This window comes from Arthrobacter sp. NicSoilB11 (assembly GCF_019977375.1).
In the GTDB taxonomy this organism is placed as follows: domain Bacteria; phylum Actinomycetota; class Actinomycetes; order Actinomycetales; family Micrococcaceae; genus Arthrobacter.
In genome coordinates this window covers 2,435,218-2,452,581 of the sequence record NZ_AP024657.1, presented here as the reverse complement: position 1 = coordinate 2,452,581, position 17,364 = coordinate 2,435,218, and the positions used below count along the sequence as shown (strand labels likewise).

Sequence of the window (17,364 nt, the reverse complement as noted above, 5' to 3'; positions counted from 1 at the left end):
TAGACCTGCAATGCGATGTCTTCACTTTAGCGGCCACTGATCAGGTCATCGAAGAAGGCTCCGTCCCACTCGGGACGGAGCCTTCTTCGGGGCGGCAGTACACACGCAGTCGTGACTAACAACGTCATTGTGTAGGTATTCTCACTGTTCCACCGATCAGCTACGCTCTGCCTGATAAAGCCTCGAGCAGCTTCGGCGTCACGCAGTCCGCTAGCCCCACCCACCAGGGCGGTGGCCCCGGGCGCCATGTGGGAGGGAGTCAGTTGTGACTCGGCGAGCTAAATGGATATGGGCAGTCACCTTCATCGCCCCTTGTCTAGGAGCGCTCGTTGGGTTTCTCCTCGGCGGGCCGGACGCGGCACTTTTGGGCTTTGGGAGCGCCCTTGCGCCGATCATCGTGATGCACATCCAGTGGAGAACCGAGCCCCCCGCGCAGACTCAGAATCTTTCAGGGAAGAGAGCCCTGAGAACGGGGACTGATCACCAAACCGAGCAAATTCTTGGATCATCCGTTACTCCTCAGAGTTGGACGACGAGTCGTTCGAGTGACTCAGGCGGCGATGGCCTTTGCGGCGGTATTGAACCGGGCTCAGTCCGTTGAGCTTCGTCGAGATTCTTTCGGTGTTGTACCAGTGGATGTATTCGTTCAGCGCCGTGGTGAGTGCATCGGTGCTGAGGAAGCGGACACGGTGGAAGAGTTCTTCCTTGAGGTGTCCGAAGAAGTTTTCCATCACGGCGTTGTCGTAGCAGTTGGCTTTGCGGGACATCGATTGAACCGCGCCGGCGTTCGCCAGGAGGCCCCGCCACGAGATGTGCTGGTACTGGAACCCCTGGTCCGAATGCACGAGTGGCTGCTGCCTAGGCTCCAAGCATTCCAAGGCTGCACGCAAGGAGCTGTTAGTTAGATCCAGGTTCGGGGATGTGCTGATGCTGTGGGCAATAATCTGCCGGTCAAAGAGGTCCATGACCGGCGAGAGGTAGAGCTTGCGGTCTCCGACACTGAACTCGGTCACGTCCGTTACCCACTTCTGGTTTGGGGCAGGGGCGTCGAACTTCCTGTTCAGGAGGTTGGGTGCGATGATGCCCGCCTCGCCTTGGTAGGAGTTGTAGCGTTTCCTGCGCCGGACCTTGCAGAAAAGGCCGAGTGTCCGCATCAACTTCAGCACGGTCTTTTTTGCCACCGCCCAGCCAAGATTGAGCAGTTCACTGTGCACACGCCGGTGCCCGTACCGGCCATGGTTCTTCTTGAAGATGTCCCTGATGGAGGCCTTGAGCTCCTCTTGCGGGTCAGGGGCTTGAAGGCGCGCCTGGTGATAGAAAAACGTGGATCGTGCAAGGCCTGAGACCTGAAGAAGAAGCGGCAGCGGGAAGTCAGCCTTGAGGGCGATGAGGGCCTGGACCTTCACTTTTGTTTTTGAGCCCTCAAGGCTCGCAATTTTCCCAGATATGCGACTTCGGCCCGCAGGCGTTCGTTCTCCCGCCGTAGCCGTTCCAGCCCGGATACCTCGGCAGGCGGCGGGGAATCGGGCTTCCGGGGTCTGCCCTTGGGCTTTGGGCGTAGGGCGTCAACGCCTTCACGACGGTAGGTACGCACCCACGACTTGAGGAGCACGGCCGATGATAAGCCGGCCTCTTCCGCCAGGTCCGGCGCGGTCTCGCCCGCGAGGAAACGTTGAACCAGGGCGAGCTTGAATTCGAACGTGTACGACTGAGCAGGCTTCGTCACCAGCGCACCCTGACCATGGATCCTCCACCGCTGATACAGCCTCTTAACAGGCCCACGAGCCTCACGAGACATACCCAGCATGGTGGCTGTCGCCGTGTAAGCAAGGCCTTTCTCAAACCACGCTACAGCCGTTGCGCGCTGATCGGCCGACAAAGAACTACTTGAACGCAAAACTGCTCCCCGGAAGTCGAAACTGAATTTTCAGTCCAACTTTCGGGGAGCAGTTCACATCGGACCGGGGCCTGGCGGGATCGGCTCAGGGAGCCACTGGGCAGACGTGTTCGTCTGAGTGCCGGTGGTACCCGAATTTTCGATCAAGGCTCGTCGAATCCCTTGCTCCCGGCAGACGTTCCCGCTTGGATCGCTTCATGAGGACTCCGCCGAGCAACCGGCTGACAGTTGGCTCCGTAACCATAGAGGCTGGGAAGATCCGCCGGAAGAACATGGACTCCATACTGGATCTGGGATTCCTCTGTGCACCTGCCCCGGAATCCGTTCTGCCCTCACTCGCCGATGTCAACGATGTTATTGCTGGAATCACCCTTCCCTCGGCGCCACATCAGCGGTTCCACGCCGTAGAGGTCGGTGAGGGAATCGCATTCTTCGTTTCTCCGATCTCTCCCAGCTTCGCGATTCGCCTCGCCCAGGCAACTGCCCAAGCTCTGCAGCCATTGGGGTTCACTGGAACCATCACCGCATGCGCGGACAGATCAGGTCCACGGCCACGCAAAAAGCCGCGATATGCCTACAACGCCTCCATCTGCTCAGTTGATGCCGCGATCGATCAGAGTTGGATGCCTCTGGCATTCCGGGAGGTGAAAGATAACCAGTCGTGTTGGGCTACTGAATCGTCGGCGTTCTCGACCTTGGTGGATCGGCTGACAGGGTGGGCTGCCGACAACACCAAAGGCCCGATCCTCGCCGGGCTCCACTTCACGATGATCAGGTGCGATTCAAAGCAGGCCGCCGCAGTACTCAAACAGTGTTGTGGTGACGTCGGATGGGCCAATTTGCTCGTCCCCACAAAGTACGGTGACTGGTACGTGAACTTTTCACGTGAAGGGTGGCTTCACATCGGGGTCGAGTACCAGGACGGGGCGCCGGAGGGTCTCAACGCTCTCACTACGTTGCTTCAGGAGCTGGAGCCGTTATACGACTACGCCGCCGTCACACTCAACCATTTTGGGGCCGTCACGCCCAACAGCGTGATGGTGAGGTCGCCTGTTCCAGGTCCCTCAGACTCTGAGTTCGCAGCTGATCATTCTTTCGTGAAGACCTCGGCGCCAGGGATTTTCGCCTTTCAGGTCTTAGGACCCGGCCACCCCGAGTTGAAACCGGGGGATGCTTGGCAGACTTTCCCCCTCACCGGCGGTAAGCGCATGATCATTTCTCGGGACCCGAGTGCCTGGTGGGGTCGGCGGGAAGGCTATCCCGAAAGCGGGTTTGATGCACTCAGAGAGGCCAACAAACTTCTGCTTGGCAAGTGGGCCGGTCCAGTGACCATGCCCGATGCCGGTCCACCGTGAGGCCATGAGCTGACCCGTCTTAGCTACGCGTCGGCCTGGGCGCCGCCGGTGCTGCACCCTGCCCGTGAAGCCGTTTGCCTCCGGACATAGGATGAACGCATTGCTGCCGGTGACCTCGACGATGAAGGGGGGTTGGAATCCGAGTCTCCCGCTAAGACTTAGGGGTGAAGGTGTTGGCGATGGACTTGCCCGTGCCGTCTGCCATGCCGGTGATATTACACAGGCTGCTGGCGGTGTCGTAATACATCTGGACTGAACCGGACTCCGTCCCTGAGTACCAATGGGTGACCGGAATGATCATTGATGCCAGGGTTGCATCCCGGACCTCGTACGTGACGGTTTCCCCAGGCTGGAGCACGACGTTCCCCCGACTAGGGATACCTGGCGGCGGCGCCCAATCGTATTCGCCGTAAAGTTCAATGGTGGCAATCCGCCCTTTGCTGTCCAGTCCGTACAGGTTCGGCACGTCCCGCTCGGAAATCCTGATTGCCGCGCTGCTTCCATTGTGAAGAGTGCCCCGGCCGACGATGGTCACTTCGTTGGGAAGCGTGGAGTAAGGCCACTCAAACGTGATGGAGTCCAGAGCCGCGGTCACGGACCCTGAAGGGCAGCTGTTGCGCGGCTGTGGAGCGAGTGTTGGGGGTTGGGCAGGCACCGTCTGTCCTAGTGCTGGTGCTGGTGCTTCAACATACTGGGGCGCCCCGGGGACAGAGGCAGTCGGTCGTGCTGCTGGTGTCGGGGTAGGCGTGGGAGTTGGTGAGGGTACCGCAGCAACGGTTTTGGGTGACGTTGTTTGCCGGCGCACCTCAAGGGACGCGGTGCCAGTCGCCCGCGTCAGGGAGGCTTTATCGGACGCTGATGCACGGCCCGACTCAATGACTCCTGCCATGATGGCCCCCACGGCGACCGCGATAGCCACAAACGACTCAGGGCGATCAGTGTGATCTTCAGAGTGCGGTTCATCCGCCGTTCAGCCATACCGGAAGTGTAGGCAGTTCCAGAGCCAGGCCCGAGTCCGTGCGCATTGATGACGACGTGTGGCGGCACCGATCGAGCGCGGTAATCACCAGCGGAGCAGGACGGCAGGACTCGAGACCTGTGCTTGGAAAGACTTGGGGCACTGGTTCCCCCCGGCTTAGGGCACCGGGGCACGGCTCGGCCTGGTCACTTGCTCCATTCACCCGGCTGCAATTAGTCCGAAAGCGCTGCTGCAGCCACTCAGGCCGCGTGTGGGTCCGGCAAATAGAGGCAGGCGCACCACCCTCACAAGCAACTGGAAAATGTAAGCGAAAAATTGTTGGAAAGCTTGAACGACAAGCCCTGCAGCGGTCATCGTGCCAAGATAACAGGGGCCATGTGGAGGATCGGCCGGCTGGACGTCGACGACTATATCGAAGAGGCGTACCGGCGCACCGCCGAACGGATCGCCGCCGGCGAGCTCGAGGACGAGGGCGAGTCGGACAGAGGGTAACAGGCTGCCCAGCGGGGCGAGTGCAGTTACGCTGGGCCTGTGGAACGCGTGCTGCTGGACGAGGTGATCCAGACCGATTCTGGGCAACTGGACCTTTCGTGGGGCGAGGATGGTTGCTTCGACGGTGACTTTGACCGTTCATACCAAGGCCAGGTCAACGGGTTGGTGGGTGCCGCCCTTCCCAAGGGGGTACACGTCAACCTTGCTCGCCGGTCGGGCGGGTCGCCTGTTCGGATGGTGCTTCTGGACGCTCCGGCGGGAAGCGATGACGGGCAGTGGGAGGACGTCGTCGAGGTATCCATCACGCTTCCTGAGGGACACAAAGTGGCCTTGAGTACCTGGGCTGGCGAGAACACAGGGACCATAGACATTCCGCCTGGTTCCTACCGGCTGCGTGTCAGTGCCAAGGGCCGGGATGAAGGTCACGCAGGGGAGTTCGCCGAGGGCACGGTCGATGACTACCTGCTTCAGCTTTGGACCGCACCGTGGCAGCCCGACGCCATCCTCCGGACTGGGAGTGATGATGCCAGGTACTGGCATCAAGAAGTTGGAAGCCGCCGCTAGGGCCCCGCTTTGGGAGGGTCCGCTAGCGGCCAAATTTTGGACAGGACTCGTGGCGTCCTGTTTGCTGGTTTCTGCCAGGCCGGACACCCCCCGCGCCTCCCTCAGGATGTGGCACCACCGGAGCACCATGGAGGTATGACGGCTCCAACCGTGGAGGCGGCGATCCACAAGCTGATGGATCTCGCCTGGAATGTTGTCTACGACCTCCTCCAGGAGCGGGGGCTGCTCGAGGCCGGTTTGTTCGTCGAGGAGTACACGGTCGTCCACTCCGCAACGTGGCCGTCCTATTCGTGGACACACGGCCGGTGGACGCCATCCCCTTCCATCACGACATCCTGGGCGCTGACGACCCGGCCAGTTACTTCACGCTGCCGGGCTGATTGTGAGTGCGGCGCACATGCTGTGCCGACAAAGAAGTTCTGCCATATTGGTGCCACGTGACCAGACACCGAGAGGGGCGATTGATGGGCGTATGGGGTTACCTGCCGTTTGAGAACGACGACGCGTTGGACTGGCTGGAGGAGCTCGAAGCCGGCGGATCGGACGTCTTCCGCCAGGCGTTGGCGAAGGCCGGCGACCGGTATGTGGAGGCGCCGGACGGGGCCGCTGCCCTCGCCGCCGCCGAGGTCACGGCCGCCAGCCAGGGAAACCCGCTGGGGGACCTGCCGGAGAACGTCACCGACTGGGTGACCGCCCACGGGCTTGAGATCACCGCCGAGGACGTGGAGATGGCCGTGGAGGTGGTCGACCGGGTTCGCACTCAGCGATGGCTCGAGGAGACAATTGACTCCCAGGAGCTTTCCTCCATCGCCGGCACCTTCCGCCGGAAAGAGCTGGCAGCGAAGTGATGTGGAGTATCTGCGGAGTCTGCCCTGTTCAGGCCGGAGGTGCTGTGCAAGACTTCCGGCATGGACGACCCGCGAAGCCGTATTCTGCCGCTCCTCCGCCAAGGTGAACACCTTTTATGGATTGGGCAACCGGACCCCAAGGTCCGATTTACCGGTGCGGACGCCTTCCTGGTGCCGTTCAGCATCCTCTGGGGCGGCTTCGCGATCTTCTGGGAGTTCATGGCTGTCACCACCGCCAAGCAACAGCCCTTCTTCGCACTTTGGGGCATCCCCTTCGTCCTGGTCGGCCTCTACTTCATCTTTGGCCGGTTCATCGTCAAGAAGCGGCGGAAGCTCCGCACGGCCTACGGGCTCACTGACCGCCGCGCGATTGTCTGCGTGGGGGATAGATCCGTTTCAGAGTCGCCCGTGAGTGGCATGCCAACCAAGGTTGACCGGTCCAAGGACGGACGGCATGTCAGTATTACCTTCGGGCCTCAGGGAGGACTCTTCGGGATGGGGATGGGAATGTATCAGAACACGGGGATGGACTTCTTCAGTGCCGGGCTCGGGCAAGCGGTGGCCTTTTACGACGTTGCGGACACCGACGGGCTGCTCAATGCCTTGGACCAGGCCCGAGTCGGCTAAGGCCAGGCGCCGGGCGGGGATGGGCACCTGGATCCTGCTCGTTCTCGCCTCGATACTCCTGATCGGCTACGGCATATGGCGCGCCGGCTGGCACATCCGGCTTCCTTCTCCGGCAGAACAGCGAGAGGTCTGGACCGGCAGTCTCTTCATCTACGCCGGCTGCGCGCTGTCGCTCGGGGCTGCCGTCTGGTCCGGCGCACGTCATCTGGGCGCGCGGCCGCCGGCAGCGGGGATAACGCCAGGCGAGGAGAGCCAGCCTGGGCAATCAGCCTGAAGCGGTGCTCCGTCATGATCACTGGTTGGCGTAGGCTCAAGGGCATGTCACGTCTTGGGGGAGTACGACATTGGCGGTACACGGCAGCTCTGGCAGCAGCAGTCCTAGGTGGCGGAGGACTCGCCGGCTGCGAATACCACGACGGATCCAACGAGCCGGCCGGCGACGCGACTGCCACTGTCAATGCTCAGCCACCGACGGTTTCTCATGAAAAGCCAACTCATGTTGTAGAGCTTGAGCAGGGCAACCGGGCAAAGCTGAACGAGGTGCTGGGCGTCCCGACTTCGGACACCTATATGGCCGTGACCGAGATGATCAGTGGCGGAATGAATTCCTTCGTCGTGAACGGTCGGGTTCCCGCTGACGGAAGCTACGACATCACAATGGCCTGCATTGGCACTTCGCAAGCCAGGATGGTCTTGGACCAGCGCAAGCCTGGAGGATCCTCACTCAACCACTCCTTCGATTTCACATGCGGCACGCCCGCTGTCCAGACTGTTGACCTGAAGTCTGGCGGGATAACGGTCGATGTCATCAACGGAGAAGTCGATGAGTCGGAGTGGGGAACGGGGGCATTCGCCTCGGTACGCATCACTGCAGCTATGCACTGAATCAGTAGCCGGCGGCGGGGCTGCACGTTGTGTCTGGCTCCAGACGCTGCCGCACACATGAAGCCTGAGACCCGTTCCTGATAGAAAGACCACTGTGAAGCAGAGTATTTTCGCCCGCGTCGCCCAGCTCGCCAAGGCCAACCTGAACGCCCTCCTGGACTCCGCCGAAGACCGCAGAAGATGCTGGACCAGATGGTCCGGGACTACTCGGAGAACATCCATGAGGCCGAGGCCGCCGTCGCCACCACGATCGGCAACCTCCGCATGGCCGAAGAGGACCACCACCGCGCCATCAACGAAGCCACGGACTGGAGCCGCAAGGCCATCGCCGCGTCCCACAAGGCCGACGAGTTCCGGGCCGCCGGGAACAGTGTGGACGCCGACAAGTTCGATGCCCTCGCTAAGGTCGCCATTGGCCGGCAGATGACCGCCAAATCCACCGCCAAGGCCCAGGAGCCGTCTCTGGCCGCGGAGAACGAGGTCGTCGACAAGCTCAAGGGCGGCCTGGGCCAGATGCGGGGCAAGCTCGGTAAACTGACCGCCAAGCGCAACGAACTGGTCAGCCGCTCCCGCGTTGTCGCCGCCCAGTCCCAGGTCAACGACGCCCTCAAAGCCTTGGACACCGGCGACCCGACATCGGCCATTGGCGGGTTCGAGGAGAAGATCCGCCGCGAGGAGGCCACCGTCCGCGGCCAGCAAGAGCTTGCCGCCTCATCCCTGGACGCCCAGGTCGCCTCCTTCGAAGACCTCGGAGAGCAAACCGAAGTGAAGGCCCGGCTCGCCGCCCTCAAGACCATGGACCGCAAAGCCATTGACTACTAAGATTCATCGCCGGAGACACCGGACGCTCGCCCGGTCGGGGCATTTAGCGCTGCCAAGGCCGCAGTGCAGATGCAGCAACTCGTGCTGAGGGCTGAACCCTTGCAGCTCCTGACCGAGGGTGCCACAATGCCAAGACGGAACTGGGGTCCTTTCGATGAAGGGAGCCCGTCATGAAGCAGACGTTCCGGCCATGGGTCGTCGCAAGCCTGTGTGTGCCGCTGATCATTACTGTTGGCACCGGCTGCAGCCGCTCAGTCAAACTTGGCGCCACGGCTGTCCACGAGCTCCAGGCGGTTGGAAAAGCATCCAGTGAGGTTGCCCTGTCCGCCGAGGAAGTATCCCGGCAGTCGCGGCTCTACGGGGTCAGCGCTGATGCGATGTCCTCGGTAGCGGACAGCGTGAACACCCAGTCGGGTTGGTCCGACCCATTGACGGACATCAACAACCTCTACCGGCAAAGCAAGGACTCCAAGACAGTCCAGCTGGCTGTTAGCGTGGGTTGCGACGGCCTGACCGGGAAACTTACGAGCCAAGACACCCTCTACACCTCATTGGGTGGTGCCGTTCAGGGGCTGGGCCCAAACAAAGCCAAGAACTTCATGGATTCCACCAAGGACCTAAACGAGAAGCTGGTCAGGATCGCCAGGACTGGAAATGATCAAGCCAAGGCCGCAGCGGCGTGGCTGTGCTACAGCTACCAAAACGCTCCCTGAGAATGGGCAAGGGGCGTCGCCGCTAGTGCTGGCTGGAAACCGTTCCAGGCTCATCAAGCCTGTTCTCACAGACCGAATCTAAAACGGCCCTGGGCTCGCCTCTCGTCACACATAGGATGGCCGAGTGACTGACGAACCGAACCAGCCGCGCTTCCTGACGCCCACCCAGGTCGCAGAAGAGCTGAACGTGAAGCCGAACCAGGTCCACGCGCTGATCAAGGCGGGCAAGCTTCGGGCGTTTCAGGTGGGTGGCCGCGGTATGTGGCGCATCGGCCGGCATCGAGCTCAGCGGGTACGGGTACATCGGAAGAGCTGCACTTCTGCGCCGATCGGCTGTAGGACGATGTACGAGTAATTCAAATAGCCCCTCTTGGCAGAATTGCGCCCATCCTGGTGGCAGCCCCGTCTTCAACACCCACGCGTGCTGGGCCCCCGCCGTCGTCGGCTGAATTCGGCGCCAACTAATGCGGCCTGTTCGAGCATTGAAGGGGGCAAGCACGGCAGGCGTCTAGAGGGCTAAAGGGCAACCCGCGACACACCCTTAGAGTATTTTGCTCGTGTCGCCCAGCTCGCCAAGGCCAACCTGAACGCCCTCCTGGACTCCGCCGAAGACCCGCAGAAGATGCTGGACCAGATGGTCCGGGACTACTCGGAGAACATTCCATGAGGCCGAGGCCGCCGTCGCCACCACGATCGGCAAACTCCGCATGGCCGAAGAGGACCACCACCGCGCCATCAACGAAGCCACGGACTGGAGCCGCAAGGCCATCGCCGCGTCCCACGCGGCCGACGAGTTCCGTGCAGCCGGAAACCTCGTGGACGCCGACAAGTTCGACGCCCTCGCCAAGGTCGCCATCGGCCGGCAGATGACCGCCGAATCCACCGCCAAAGGCCCAGGAACCGACCCTCGCAGCCCAGAACGAGGTCGTCGACAAGCTCAAGAGCGGCCTGGACCAGATGCGCGGCAAGCTCGGTGAGCTGACCGCCAAGCGCAAGCAGCTGGTCAACCGGGCCCGGGTGGCCGCGACCCAGTCCCAGGTCAACGACGCGCTTCGTGCCCTGGACGCCGGAGACCCCACCTCAACCATCGGCCGGTACGAAGAAAAGATCCGCCGCGACGAGGCCACCGTCCGCGGCCAGCAGGAACTCGCAGCCTCATCCCTGGACGCCCAGTTCGCATCCCTCGAAGACCTCGGCGAGCAGACCGAAGTGGAAGCCCGGCTTGCGGCCCTGAAGTCCATGGACCGGAAAGCCATCGACTACTAGGGCGCTACCTGCATCATTTTGGACCGGTTCCGTTCTTACGGCTCCCGGTCGATCCTCGCATTCCTCGCCGTCATGAAGCCGTTTTTCTTCGCCAAATACCCAAGGTATTCTTTCCCGGTCCGAGGGACAGCAGAGTGTGTGCTGAAGTCAGTAGTGGACGGGTGGAAGAAGCATATTGTGCCGTTCTTTTTTACGAGGTCCTGCAGCAGGAAGAACTCGACATACCCGTTGAAATCCTGGAACAGGGCGAAGAAGTTCTCGTACCTGAGCAGGGGTTTCGCCAGAGGGTTAGGCCGCCCAAGATAGTGGAGCCGAATGCACTCCAGCGTCAGGTCGAAGCGATCGGCGATGCGGGGATGGCAGCCGCGTGCGCCGTTAATGGTCATCTGTTTGTTGATCTTGTTTCCTGGAAAGACGATCGTGCTCCCGGCCGTGTAGCCAAGGTACTCCGGGATGTCGCCTTCATGGACTTCGCGAATTGCCCGCGACGCCTTTCCCAGGAGCCTGGTGGTGATGGCATCGCTAGAAACATGGAAGGTTCCCAGCGAGGACCTATGCGCTAGATGGAATCTGCCTTCATATGTTAAGTCGAAGCGTCCTCCGATAGGCAGCTCCTTGCTCCACAAGAGCTGGTGGTGCCGGCGCAGCGTCGGGCTGTACTTGTCGGGATCCTTCCCGCCAGCATCGTCGTGGTAGTCGAAGGACGTATCGACGCCGGCGGTCATGCCGTTTTCCCATGGCGAGCCGCGGCAAGTTCGGCAAGGTCGCGGATGAGCCGCCGCACTTCGTGCTCTCGGCCCGTGAGTGCCGGAGCCAGTTGCACTGGCCGTGGCTTTGCCAGGGGGCCCCGTGGCGGAGAAGGGACAATCGCCGGCGAGGCTTCTGCTTCTTTTGCGGACGGGATTCTGCTCGTGCTCATACGTCCCCCAAACGTCGTCCTTGCCTGCCTTGAAATCACTGTAGGAACTCAGGAGGACGTGAGGGAAGGGGAATGCGGAATCCTCGGGAACTCTTGAGTCCACCTTGATCTTGATCGAACGTTGGTAGGGTGCGCCACGCATCAATGCATGGCATGGCCGAGTTAGGTGGCGGGCATGTGCACGGTGTAGGCCTTGGCCCTGCGTTTTATGCCTCGGAGCATCTTCTGCATTTCTTTATCACGGGAGAGCACCCACAGCTCGTACTCATTTTGAAGGTCCAGCCAGTGCTGTGCAGTCGTGCCGAGAGCTGCGGCGAACTGTGCTGCCGATGTTCGGGTGATTCGCGTCTTGCCGTTGACCACGTCGCTGACAAACTGAACGGGTCGGCCGATTACCTCGGAAAACATCGCTTGGTTCCAATGAAACTTATCGATGTACCAGGCCAATTCTTCGCCTGGCCGTTCCGGTTCTCGCATGTTGGGTCTCCTTGTGCGGTGGTTATTTCTCGGTCCCTACGGTGGGGACCAGTTGGTGTTGGTTGGAAAGACTGCGTCCTCCCTTGACCAAATGGGATGGAGGTCGAACCATTCGTCTGTCGTACCGCTCGGCCTGCACTCTTGGCTAGCTGCCAGCCATGCGTCGGTGGCGCCTTCGATTCGGGCCGAAGATCGTACATCTTCCTCAGGGGTGCGGTACTGCTTATCCGCTGGTTTCTGGCGTAGATTTCCAACGAGATCCGTTGGGCAACCAGATCGACGACTTTGGTCTACTGGTTGATGGCATCGACGCACGACTGCGGATTCACTTCTTTGGCCTGCGCGCCGCAGGAGCTGACACTCATCAGCGCAGCCACAGCCGCCAGTACAGCGGCCACCTTCTTGTGAAGCGTGATTGCCCGCGTCCTCATACGACCTCCTACCCACACTGTAGGAAGTCATAGGAGGGTGCGGAATGCCTCCCTCTTTTTCTTGGCACGATCTTGAGCTTCCGTTCTGAGGCCGGGCATCGAGACGGCCGCCACACATAGCATTGCCGGGTGACTGACGAACCAACACTGCGCTTCATGACCCCCACCCAGGTCGCGGACGAGCTCAACGTGAAACCGAACCAGGTCCATGCCCTGATCAAGGCAGGCGAGCTTCGTGCGTTTCAGGTGGGTGGCCGCGGTATGTGGCGCATCGGCCGGCAGTACGTCGAGGACTACATCGCCGAGGCGTACCGGCGTACCGCCGAACGGATCGCCACCGGTGAGCTCGAGGACGCCGGGCCGGAAGACGAAGAGCCATAGTGGCGGACCGCGTTCGCCCTTAGACTCTGGCCATGAGGAAGTGGGCCGCTGAGCATCCAGTCCTGTCGTCCGCCCTTTTCGCCGTCTTCGCCGGCGTCGTCGTCCTAATCGTTGACATACTCCTGGGACGAAAGCTGGATACCGCTGTTGCGAATACAGTGTTTTGGATGTTGTTTTTCTGGGGCAGCAGCTACTTCGCTCAAAAGCGCACTCGGAAGACCAAGGCCAGGCTCGACGAGCACGGCCAGTCGCTCATGTTCCTGCGGTACCCGGACTCCAGGCTGGGATCTTTGAGCGGCGTCTGGCAAATGGGCGTCGCGACGCCGGCGCCGGGTCGGATCGACTTCCAGCCGGTCGTCTACGAAGACTTGGTCCCCATCGGCCGCAGCAGGGCCCTCACCGGACTCCTTGGCGCTCCATCCCCTCCGCGCAAGGCTGACCGCCACGATAACAAGCAGGCAGTGCCGTACGGCTTCCAGGTCATCAGCTTCGACTCAGACGGTGGTCCCATCGAAATCGCAGCCAGCCCTGACACGGTCCAGAAGATCCAGGAAGTCGTCGAGCCAGCCTCTCCATAGCCGCCCACCGAAAGATCAGCTCAAGCACCTTGCCCCTGCCGCCGGCCGGTGATTCAGTTCATCCATGCCAGCACCGGCGAAAGAACCCCAAGGCGGCCAACCTCCGGCCTCCAAAGAGGAAGCCCGGCGAAGGATCAACCGCCTGAGGTACTGGTCACTGCCATTCGTCGGGGTCTTTGCTGTGCTGAACCTGATCCCGAACGTCCCATGGCCGTGGCGGGCCGGGATGCTGGCGGTCGAGGTCGTCTTCGTCATCGTCTACGGGACCGCGGCGGTGCGGTTATTGCTCTGGCAGCGCGACGAGTACTGGCGGGAACGGGGGAGGGACGGACCCCAAACACCCGGAACGGTTCCCGAACGACGCTTGGAACGATGACCGGCAATAGTGGCGCTACGCTGGGGCTGTGGAACAGGTACTCCTTGACCAGGTGATCGAGACTGATTACGGCCAGTTCGATCTTTCCTGGGGTGAGGAGGGCACCTTTGACGGAGACTTTGACCGCTTCTACCGGGGACAGATCAACGGTCTAGTGGGCGCAGCCAACTGGCAAGGGGTTCATGTTAACCTTGCACGGCGCTCGGGCGGCTCGCCCGTTCGCATGGTTCTGCTGGATGCACCACCGGGAAGCGATTACGGGCAGTGGGAGGACGTCGTCGAGGTATCTATCGCGCTGCCGAACCGGCATGAGATGGTCTGGAGTGACTGGTGGGGCCACACCGGGCCCGTAGGACTTCCGCCAGGTTCCTACAGGCTGCGTGTTAGCGCCAAGGGCCGGGATGAGGGGCACCTCGGGGAGTTTGCCGAGGGCGCCGTCGACGAGTATCTCCTGCAGCTGTGGCCGGCGCCGTGGCAGCTCGATGCAATACTCAGCACCGGGAGCGAGGACGCCAGGTACTGGCATCGAGAAGTTGGCGGCCGCAGGCCGGAGTAGTTTCCCGGCCTTCTGATGTAGGCACATTAGGGACACACCTGCCCTGGTCCGCAAATCTGTCGGTGCCCGGGAGGACCATGGAATCATGACGGCTCCAACGGTGGAGGCGGCCATCCATGAACTCATGGATCTCGCCTGGAATCTTGTCTACGACCTGCTCGATCAGCGGGGGCTGCTCGGTGACGGACTGTTTGTCGAGGAGTACACCGGCATCCACTCCTGGGTCGAAGACCTCACCCGGTACACCGTGCTGGGCGCCGACGATCCGAAGCGCTTCTTCAACGTTCCGGTCTAAAGCAGACCCCCAGAACCATGCGCGGTGGGGAAGCCAACCCGAACGACTCGCTATCAGTGCTGCTCAGCCGATTGGATGGCCCTCCCTGCAGGTGCTTTCGCCGGGCAAGATGTCATGGCCTTGGAGGCAGGTCACGGCAGGGGGTACAGGGGTGTCGTGGGTGGTGAAGAAGAGACTGCTCTTGCCGTGGCTGACGGCGGCGCCTTCCCGCTGGAGCCAGGAAAGCTTGTGTTCATCCGGCTTTTTCTCCGTGCCGTCAGTCCGAGTGGAGTGATGAAATGGGTTTTTGACCACGGAAACCGCGACCTTTCCAAGATGCGCCGCTCTGCAGAATTGCAGCATTCAGACGCCACCTTTTAAGCCTGGACCGGAGGGGACGGGTGGGTTAGGCAGTGCTTTTCTCAGTGACCCGGTGTGCAGATGCGGTCCAGGGCTTCGTTGAGTGAGGTTTCGATCCGGTCGTTCAGGTAGTAGCGCTTGTCCTGGGTTGAGGGGTCCTCGAGCTCGGTGGGCATTGGTGGTGTTGTAACTGTCATGGCGGCCTGGTACGCCCCGTCTCCGCTGCTGACCGCGACGGTCTGGTAGTCCAAGAACGTGCCCCGGCCCTCGTGCCGCGAGTCTTTCGAGCATCCGTCTGCATGCTCCCACACGCCGAGCCCGTATGGGTTAAAGCCGGGGCTGGTTTTCATTTCCCGCAGGGAGGACGCTGAGAGTGCCCGTCCTTGGAAGATTCCGGCCATGAGGAGGTTCAGGTCGTCCATGGTCGATACAGCGCCGGCTGCCGGGTTGCCGACCGTGAAGGTGTTGTCTGTGATGTCTACCCTCTCACCGTGCAGGGTCACGTAGCCATGCAAAAGCCCGTTCTCGTTGAGATCGACATGATCCAGGCTGGTGTTCTTCAAGCCGAGAGGGTCAAAGACCTGCTCCTGCATGATCTGGACGTAGGGCTTGTGCCGCAGCGTCTGGAGGAGGAGGCCGAGTGCGAGGTAGTTCGTGTTCGAGTACTTGAATGACCCGACATCGGTCGCGGTCCAGGGGAGGGTTCCTGCCAGTTGCAGGCCCTGCTCCATCGTGAGTGTTTGGGCCAGCCCAGAGTGGAAGTCAACATCCTTTGGCAGGGCATCGTTGACTTCGGGCATTCCGGACGTATGGCTGAGCAGCTGCCTCACGGTGATCGGCGCCGGCGGCTTGAGCGAAGACGTGAATCCAGGGATGACGTCATTGACGGGATCGTCAAGGCCGATGAGGTTGTCGTCCACGAGCTTCAGCACGGCCACGGCCGTCATCGTCTTGGTGACACTGGCGACTTGAGCACGGTCCGTTGGCTGCGCCGGGGTCTTGGTCTCAAGGTCCCGCACGCCATACGCCCTGGACCACTCGCCCTCGGGCCAGCGGATCTGAACGACGACGGCTACCGCGCCCTCGTTCAGGAACAGCTGGATCTGATTTTCGAGGGAAGCGAAGAGGTTCGGTGAGCTTGACGTCGGTGCGGGCTCATCGATGGAATAGGTACAGCCAGATACGAGGAGGACGGCTGCGAGGGCCGCCCGACTCCAGATGGTATTCGTCGTGGTCATTGCCGCATCCGCTCGGGACGAGATGACAGTTGTCGGGGCCGCCCGCGGCATCCGGCCAGACTTTCAGCGGCGACGTCGCCCCAAACCCTTTAACACCCTTTCGGGGCTGCAGAGTCGGTCGAGGGGCTCGCTGAGGGCTGACTCGGTCGGGTCACGGCCAGGACTGCAGCGTGCTTGTCTAATCAGGAACTGGACCCCATCTATTGCCCGGGCGGTCTTGGGCCGACAGGTGCCCCGACCAATTGGCGCTCGGGTCATACTTCCCGCACTTAGTACAGCGGCGGCGGAACCCGCCATCTGAGTCAGTTTCTGCGAGCCAGTGGTGCCCAATATTGAGCCTGCACAGCAAGGCCTGGATCATGACCGCTCCTTTCCAGGAATGTGTTGCCCAGCCCACTTTCCATTATGTTCCTGAAACCGCTGTATGGATCCTTGATAAGGCCATCACGAACCAGCAGAGGTTTCAGGAAGATCGTGACCTGGCCCCAGCATCCCGGGAACCGTCTTCCGCCATGACCTCCTGGGCGCCGACGACCCGAAGTGCTTCTTCACGTTGCCGGACTGAGTAGCTGAAGGATGCAGCAGCCCTCGCGCTGGAACGTTGCCTATCCCGGGAAGCTGTTGGGGTCAGGCCTGGATTCGCCCGTCCACGCCTGGCCGTCCCAGTATCCAAGCACTCCGGGTGTTGCCGTTGGATACCATCCAGCCGGCGGCAGGGCTGGCTGCTGCGGCAGCTGGACCGGGCCAGGGGTCGGAGTTGAAATGTGCGTCGCTGACGAGCCTTCGAGCGTTCCATGATCTGCTTGTCCGACTTCCTGACGACGGCCCTTGTAGTTCTCATCAGATAGCCGCTGGACTAGCTGTCTTGCTACCTGGAGGGACGTGACGTGGTGGGTCCACATCCGCCCGTCCCAGTACCGGGCACTTCCGTCGCCTTGGTTGTACCAGCCTGCCGCAGCCCCGCCGGCGTTGAGGCCTGCGATGAGGAACTCCGTGAAGCGTGCTGTGATCCGATCGGAGGCTTTTGGTGGAGGGGACACCAGATTGTGCATGTGGGTTGTCACCTGCATCTCTGCGTCCGCCTGGCTAAGCCGCCCGGCCGACACTTCCGCATCGGCCCAAGCGCGCATCCGCTGATACTCCGCGTCCAATTGCTGACGCTGGAGTTGGGCGAGTTGGACGGCAGCCAGTTGGGCCTGGACGGCGGTCTGTTGTGCGATGGTTCGTTGGACGTTCAGCTGTTGCCGTCCGGTAATGAAGCTGCCGACATTCGCCGCGGTGTTCAGCCGGTTACCCTTCATCTTGCCCATGGCACCCCCTGGAGAA

The 17,364-nt window shown here is 61.6% G+C and carries 23 protein-coding genes and 2 pseudogenes; 17 read left to right on the top strand and 8 right to left on the bottom strand.

Annotation, left to right across the window (positions count from 1 at the left end; genetic code table 11):
• Positions 1 to 512: 512 nt before the first annotated feature.
• Entirely contained in the window at positions 513 to 1,406 is an 894-nt protein-coding gene (locus tag LDO14_RS11375; protein ID WP_223991844.1) for an IS3 family transposase, read from the bottom strand.
• Positions 1,403 to 1,726: a helix-turn-helix domain-containing protein gene (locus LDO14_RS11370; protein ID WP_223991842.1), complete on the bottom strand. Its 324-nt coding sequence runs from the start codon at positions 1,724 to 1,726 to the stop codon at positions 1,403 to 1,405. The genes LDO14_RS11375 and LDO14_RS11370 overlap by 4 nt, the downstream gene beginning before the upstream one ends.
• Positions 1,727 to 2,094: 368 nt before the next feature.
• Between LDO14_RS11370 and LDO14_RS11365 the strand changes: the two genes are divergently transcribed.
• Positions 2,095 to 3,252 carry a hypothetical protein gene (locus LDO14_RS11365; RefSeq protein ID WP_223991840.1) on the top strand — a complete coding sequence of 386 codons (1,158 nt, stop codon included), beginning with the start codon at positions 2,095 to 2,097 and terminating at the stop codon, positions 3,250 to 3,252.
• Between the two features lie 151 nt (positions 3,253 to 3,403).
• Here LDO14_RS11365 and LDO14_RS11360 read toward each other — a convergent pair whose 3' ends face one another.
• Positions 3,404 to 3,787, bottom strand: a complete 384-nt coding sequence (locus LDO14_RS11360; RefSeq protein WP_223991838.1) for a hypothetical protein — start codon at positions 3,785 to 3,787, stop codon at positions 3,404 to 3,406.
• A gap of 771 nt (positions 3,788 to 4,558) precedes the next feature.
• Here LDO14_RS11360 and LDO14_RS11355 point away from each other — a divergent pair.
• The 10 genes and pseudogenes from LDO14_RS11355 to LDO14_RS11310 all read left to right on the top strand — a co-directional run bounded on the left by LDO14_RS11355 (position 4,559) and on the right by LDO14_RS11310 (position 10,448).
• Positions 4,559 to 4,723 (top strand): hypothetical protein, encoded by a 165-nt coding sequence (locus LDO14_RS11355; RefSeq protein ID WP_223991836.1) that lies wholly within the window; start codon positions 4,559 to 4,561, stop codon positions 4,721 to 4,723.
• Between the two features lie 39 nt (positions 4,724 to 4,762).
• On the top strand, positions 4,763 to 5,287 hold the full coding sequence (locus LDO14_RS11350; RefSeq protein WP_223991834.1) for a hypothetical protein: 525 nt from the start codon (positions 4,763 to 4,765) through the stop codon (positions 5,285 to 5,287).
• Between the two features lie 464 nt (positions 5,288 to 5,751).
• Positions 5,752 to 6,135, top strand: coding sequence for a DUF4259 domain-containing protein (locus LDO14_RS11345; protein ID WP_223991832.1), 384 nt, complete (start codon positions 5,752 to 5,754; stop codon positions 6,133 to 6,135).
• 60 nt (positions 6,136 to 6,195) lie between these two features.
• Positions 6,196 to 6,762, top strand: coding sequence for a hypothetical protein (locus LDO14_RS11340; RefSeq protein ID WP_223991830.1), 567 nt, complete (start codon positions 6,196 to 6,198; stop codon positions 6,760 to 6,762).
• A gap of 19 nt (positions 6,763 to 6,781) precedes the next feature.
• Complete coding sequence (locus tag LDO14_RS11335) at positions 6,782 to 7,036, top strand: hypothetical protein (protein ID WP_223991828.1); 255 nt, start codon at positions 6,782 to 6,784, stop codon at positions 7,034 to 7,036.
• Between the two features lie 44 nt (positions 7,037 to 7,080).
• Positions 7,081 to 7,647 (top strand): hypothetical protein, encoded by a 567-nt coding sequence (locus LDO14_RS11330; RefSeq protein WP_223991826.1) that lies wholly within the window; start codon positions 7,081 to 7,083, stop codon positions 7,645 to 7,647.
• A 94-nt stretch (positions 7,648 to 7,741) separates the two neighbouring features.
• Positions 7,742 to 8,469: pseudogene (locus tag LDO14_RS11325) on the top strand (PspA/IM30 family protein).
• 170 nt (positions 8,470 to 8,639) lie between these two features.
• Positions 8,640 to 9,182 carry a hypothetical protein gene (locus LDO14_RS11320; RefSeq protein ID WP_223991824.1) on the top strand — a complete coding sequence of 181 codons (543 nt, stop codon included), beginning with the start codon at positions 8,640 to 8,642 and terminating at the stop codon, positions 9,180 to 9,182.
• Positions 9,183 to 9,306: 124 nt separating this feature from the next.
• Complete coding sequence (locus LDO14_RS11315) at positions 9,307 to 9,537, top strand: helix-turn-helix domain-containing protein (protein WP_223991822.1); 231 nt, start codon at positions 9,307 to 9,309, stop codon at positions 9,535 to 9,537.
• Between the two features lie 228 nt (positions 9,538 to 9,765).
• Positions 9,766 to 10,448: pseudogene (locus tag LDO14_RS11310) on the top strand (PspA/IM30 family protein).
• A 35-nt stretch (positions 10,449 to 10,483) separates the two neighbouring features.
• On the opposite strand, the gene LDO14_RS11305 reads toward LDO14_RS11310, so the two are convergent.
• The 3 genes from LDO14_RS11305 to LDO14_RS11295 all read right to left on the bottom strand — a co-directional run bounded on the left by LDO14_RS11305 (position 10,484) and on the right by LDO14_RS11295 (position 12,275).
• Positions 10,484 to 11,173, bottom strand: a complete 690-nt coding sequence (locus LDO14_RS11305) for a hypothetical protein (protein ID WP_223991820.1) — start codon at positions 11,171 to 11,173, stop codon at positions 10,484 to 10,486.
• Positions 11,174 to 11,529: 356 nt separating this feature from the next.
• Positions 11,530 to 11,844, bottom strand: coding sequence for a HigA family addiction module antitoxin (locus tag LDO14_RS11300; protein ID WP_223991818.1), 315 nt, complete (start codon positions 11,842 to 11,844; stop codon positions 11,530 to 11,532).
• Between the two features lie 290 nt (positions 11,845 to 12,134).
• Positions 12,135 to 12,275, bottom strand: a complete 141-nt coding sequence (locus LDO14_RS11295) for a hypothetical protein (protein WP_223991810.1) — start codon at positions 12,273 to 12,275, stop codon at positions 12,135 to 12,137.
• A gap of 129 nt (positions 12,276 to 12,404) precedes the next feature.
• On the opposite strand from LDO14_RS11295, the gene LDO14_RS11290 reads away from it, so the two are divergent.
• From LDO14_RS11290 to LDO14_RS11265, 6 genes are all read left to right on the top strand, one after another.
• Entirely contained in the window at positions 12,405 to 12,656 is a 252-nt protein-coding gene (locus LDO14_RS11290) for a helix-turn-helix domain-containing protein (RefSeq protein ID WP_346656229.1), read from the top strand.
• Positions 12,657 to 12,688: 32 nt separating this feature from the next.
• Complete coding sequence (locus LDO14_RS11285) at positions 12,689 to 13,234, top strand: hypothetical protein (RefSeq protein ID WP_223991808.1); 546 nt, start codon at positions 12,689 to 12,691, stop codon at positions 13,232 to 13,234.
• A gap of 64 nt (positions 13,235 to 13,298) precedes the next feature.
• A complete protein-coding gene (locus tag LDO14_RS11280) occupies positions 13,299 to 13,610 on the top strand; it encodes a hypothetical protein (protein ID WP_223991806.1) in 312 nt (103 codons plus the stop codon).
• Positions 13,611 to 13,638: 28 nt separating this feature from the next.
• Positions 13,639 to 14,166, top strand: a complete 528-nt coding sequence (locus LDO14_RS11275) for a hypothetical protein (RefSeq protein WP_223991804.1) — start codon at positions 13,639 to 13,641, stop codon at positions 14,164 to 14,166.
• Positions 14,167 to 14,251: 85 nt separating this feature from the next.
• A complete protein-coding gene (locus LDO14_RS11270; RefSeq protein WP_223991802.1) occupies positions 14,252 to 14,461 on the top strand; it encodes a hypothetical protein in 210 nt (69 codons plus the stop codon).
• 156 nt (positions 14,462 to 14,617) lie between these two features.
• Positions 14,618 to 14,821: a hypothetical protein gene (locus LDO14_RS11265; protein ID WP_223991800.1), complete on the top strand. Its 204-nt coding sequence runs from the start codon at positions 14,618 to 14,620 to the stop codon at positions 14,819 to 14,821.
• 41 nt (positions 14,822 to 14,862) lie between these two features.
• On the opposite strand, the gene LDO14_RS11260 is transcribed toward LDO14_RS11265, so the two are convergent.
• Together LDO14_RS11260 and LDO14_RS11255 are read right to left on the bottom strand one after the other, a co-directional pair.
• The gene (locus tag LDO14_RS11260) at positions 14,863 to 16,038 is read right to left on the bottom strand and encodes a serine hydrolase domain-containing protein (RefSeq protein ID WP_223991798.1); all 1,176 of its coding nucleotides are present in this window, start codon (positions 16,036 to 16,038) and stop codon (positions 14,863 to 14,865) included.
• Between the two features lie 605 nt (positions 16,039 to 16,643).
• Positions 16,644 to 17,348: a DUF2510 domain-containing protein gene (locus LDO14_RS11255; protein ID WP_223991796.1), complete on the bottom strand. Its 705-nt coding sequence runs from the start codon at positions 17,346 to 17,348 to the stop codon at positions 16,644 to 16,646.
• Positions 17,349 to 17,364: the final 16 nt, after the last annotated feature.

What these genes read in the sequence shown, in the direction of transcription:
- LDO14_RS11365 (WP_223991840.1), top strand. Translation starts at nt 2,095, where the DNA reads ATGAGGACTCCGCCGAGCAACCGGCTGACAGTTGGCTCCGTAACCATA.
- LDO14_RS11345 (WP_223991832.1), top strand. Translation starts at nt 5,752, where the DNA reads ATGGGCGTATGGGGTTACCTGCCGTTTGAGAACGACGACGCGTTGGAC.
- LDO14_RS11340 (WP_223991830.1), top strand. Translation starts at nt 6,196, where the DNA reads ATGGACGACCCGCGAAGCCGTATTCTGCCGCTCCTCCGCCAAGGTGAA.
- LDO14_RS11335 (WP_223991828.1), top strand. Translation starts at nt 6,782, where the DNA reads ATGGGCACCTGGATCCTGCTCGTTCTCGCCTCGATACTCCTGATCGGC.
- LDO14_RS11330 (WP_223991826.1), top strand. Translation starts at nt 7,081, where the DNA reads ATGTCACGTCTTGGGGGAGTACGACATTGGCGGTACACGGCAGCTCTG.
- LDO14_RS11320 (WP_223991824.1), top strand. Translation starts at nt 8,640, where the DNA reads ATGAAGCAGACGTTCCGGCCATGGGTCGTCGCAAGCCTGTGTGTGCCG.
- LDO14_RS11305 (WP_223991820.1), bottom strand. Translation starts at nt 11,173, where the DNA reads ATGACCGCCGGCGTCGATACGTCCTTCGACTACCACGACGATGCTGGC.
- LDO14_RS11300 (WP_223991818.1), bottom strand. Translation starts at nt 11,844, where the DNA reads ATGCGAGAACCGGAACGGCCAGGCGAAGAATTGGCCTGGTACATCGAT.
- LDO14_RS11295 (WP_223991810.1), bottom strand. Translation starts at nt 12,275, where the DNA reads ATGAGGACGCGGGCAATCACGCTTCACAAGAAGGTGGCCGCTGTACTG.
- LDO14_RS11285 (WP_223991808.1), top strand. Translation starts at nt 12,689, where the DNA reads ATGAGGAAGTGGGCCGCTGAGCATCCAGTCCTGTCGTCCGCCCTTTTC.
- LDO14_RS11280 (WP_223991806.1), top strand. Translation starts at nt 13,299, where the DNA reads ATGCCAGCACCGGCGAAAGAACCCCAAGGCGGCCAACCTCCGGCCTCC.
- LDO14_RS11270 (WP_223991802.1), top strand. Translation starts at nt 14,252, where the DNA reads ATGACGGCTCCAACGGTGGAGGCGGCCATCCATGAACTCATGGATCTC.
- LDO14_RS11260 (WP_223991798.1), bottom strand. Translation starts at nt 16,038, where the DNA reads ATGACCACGACGAATACCATCTGGAGTCGGGCGGCCCTCGCAGCCGTC.
- LDO14_RS11255 (WP_223991796.1), bottom strand. Translation starts at nt 17,348, where the DNA reads ATGGGCAAGATGAAGGGTAACCGGCTGAACACCGCGGCGAATGTCGGC.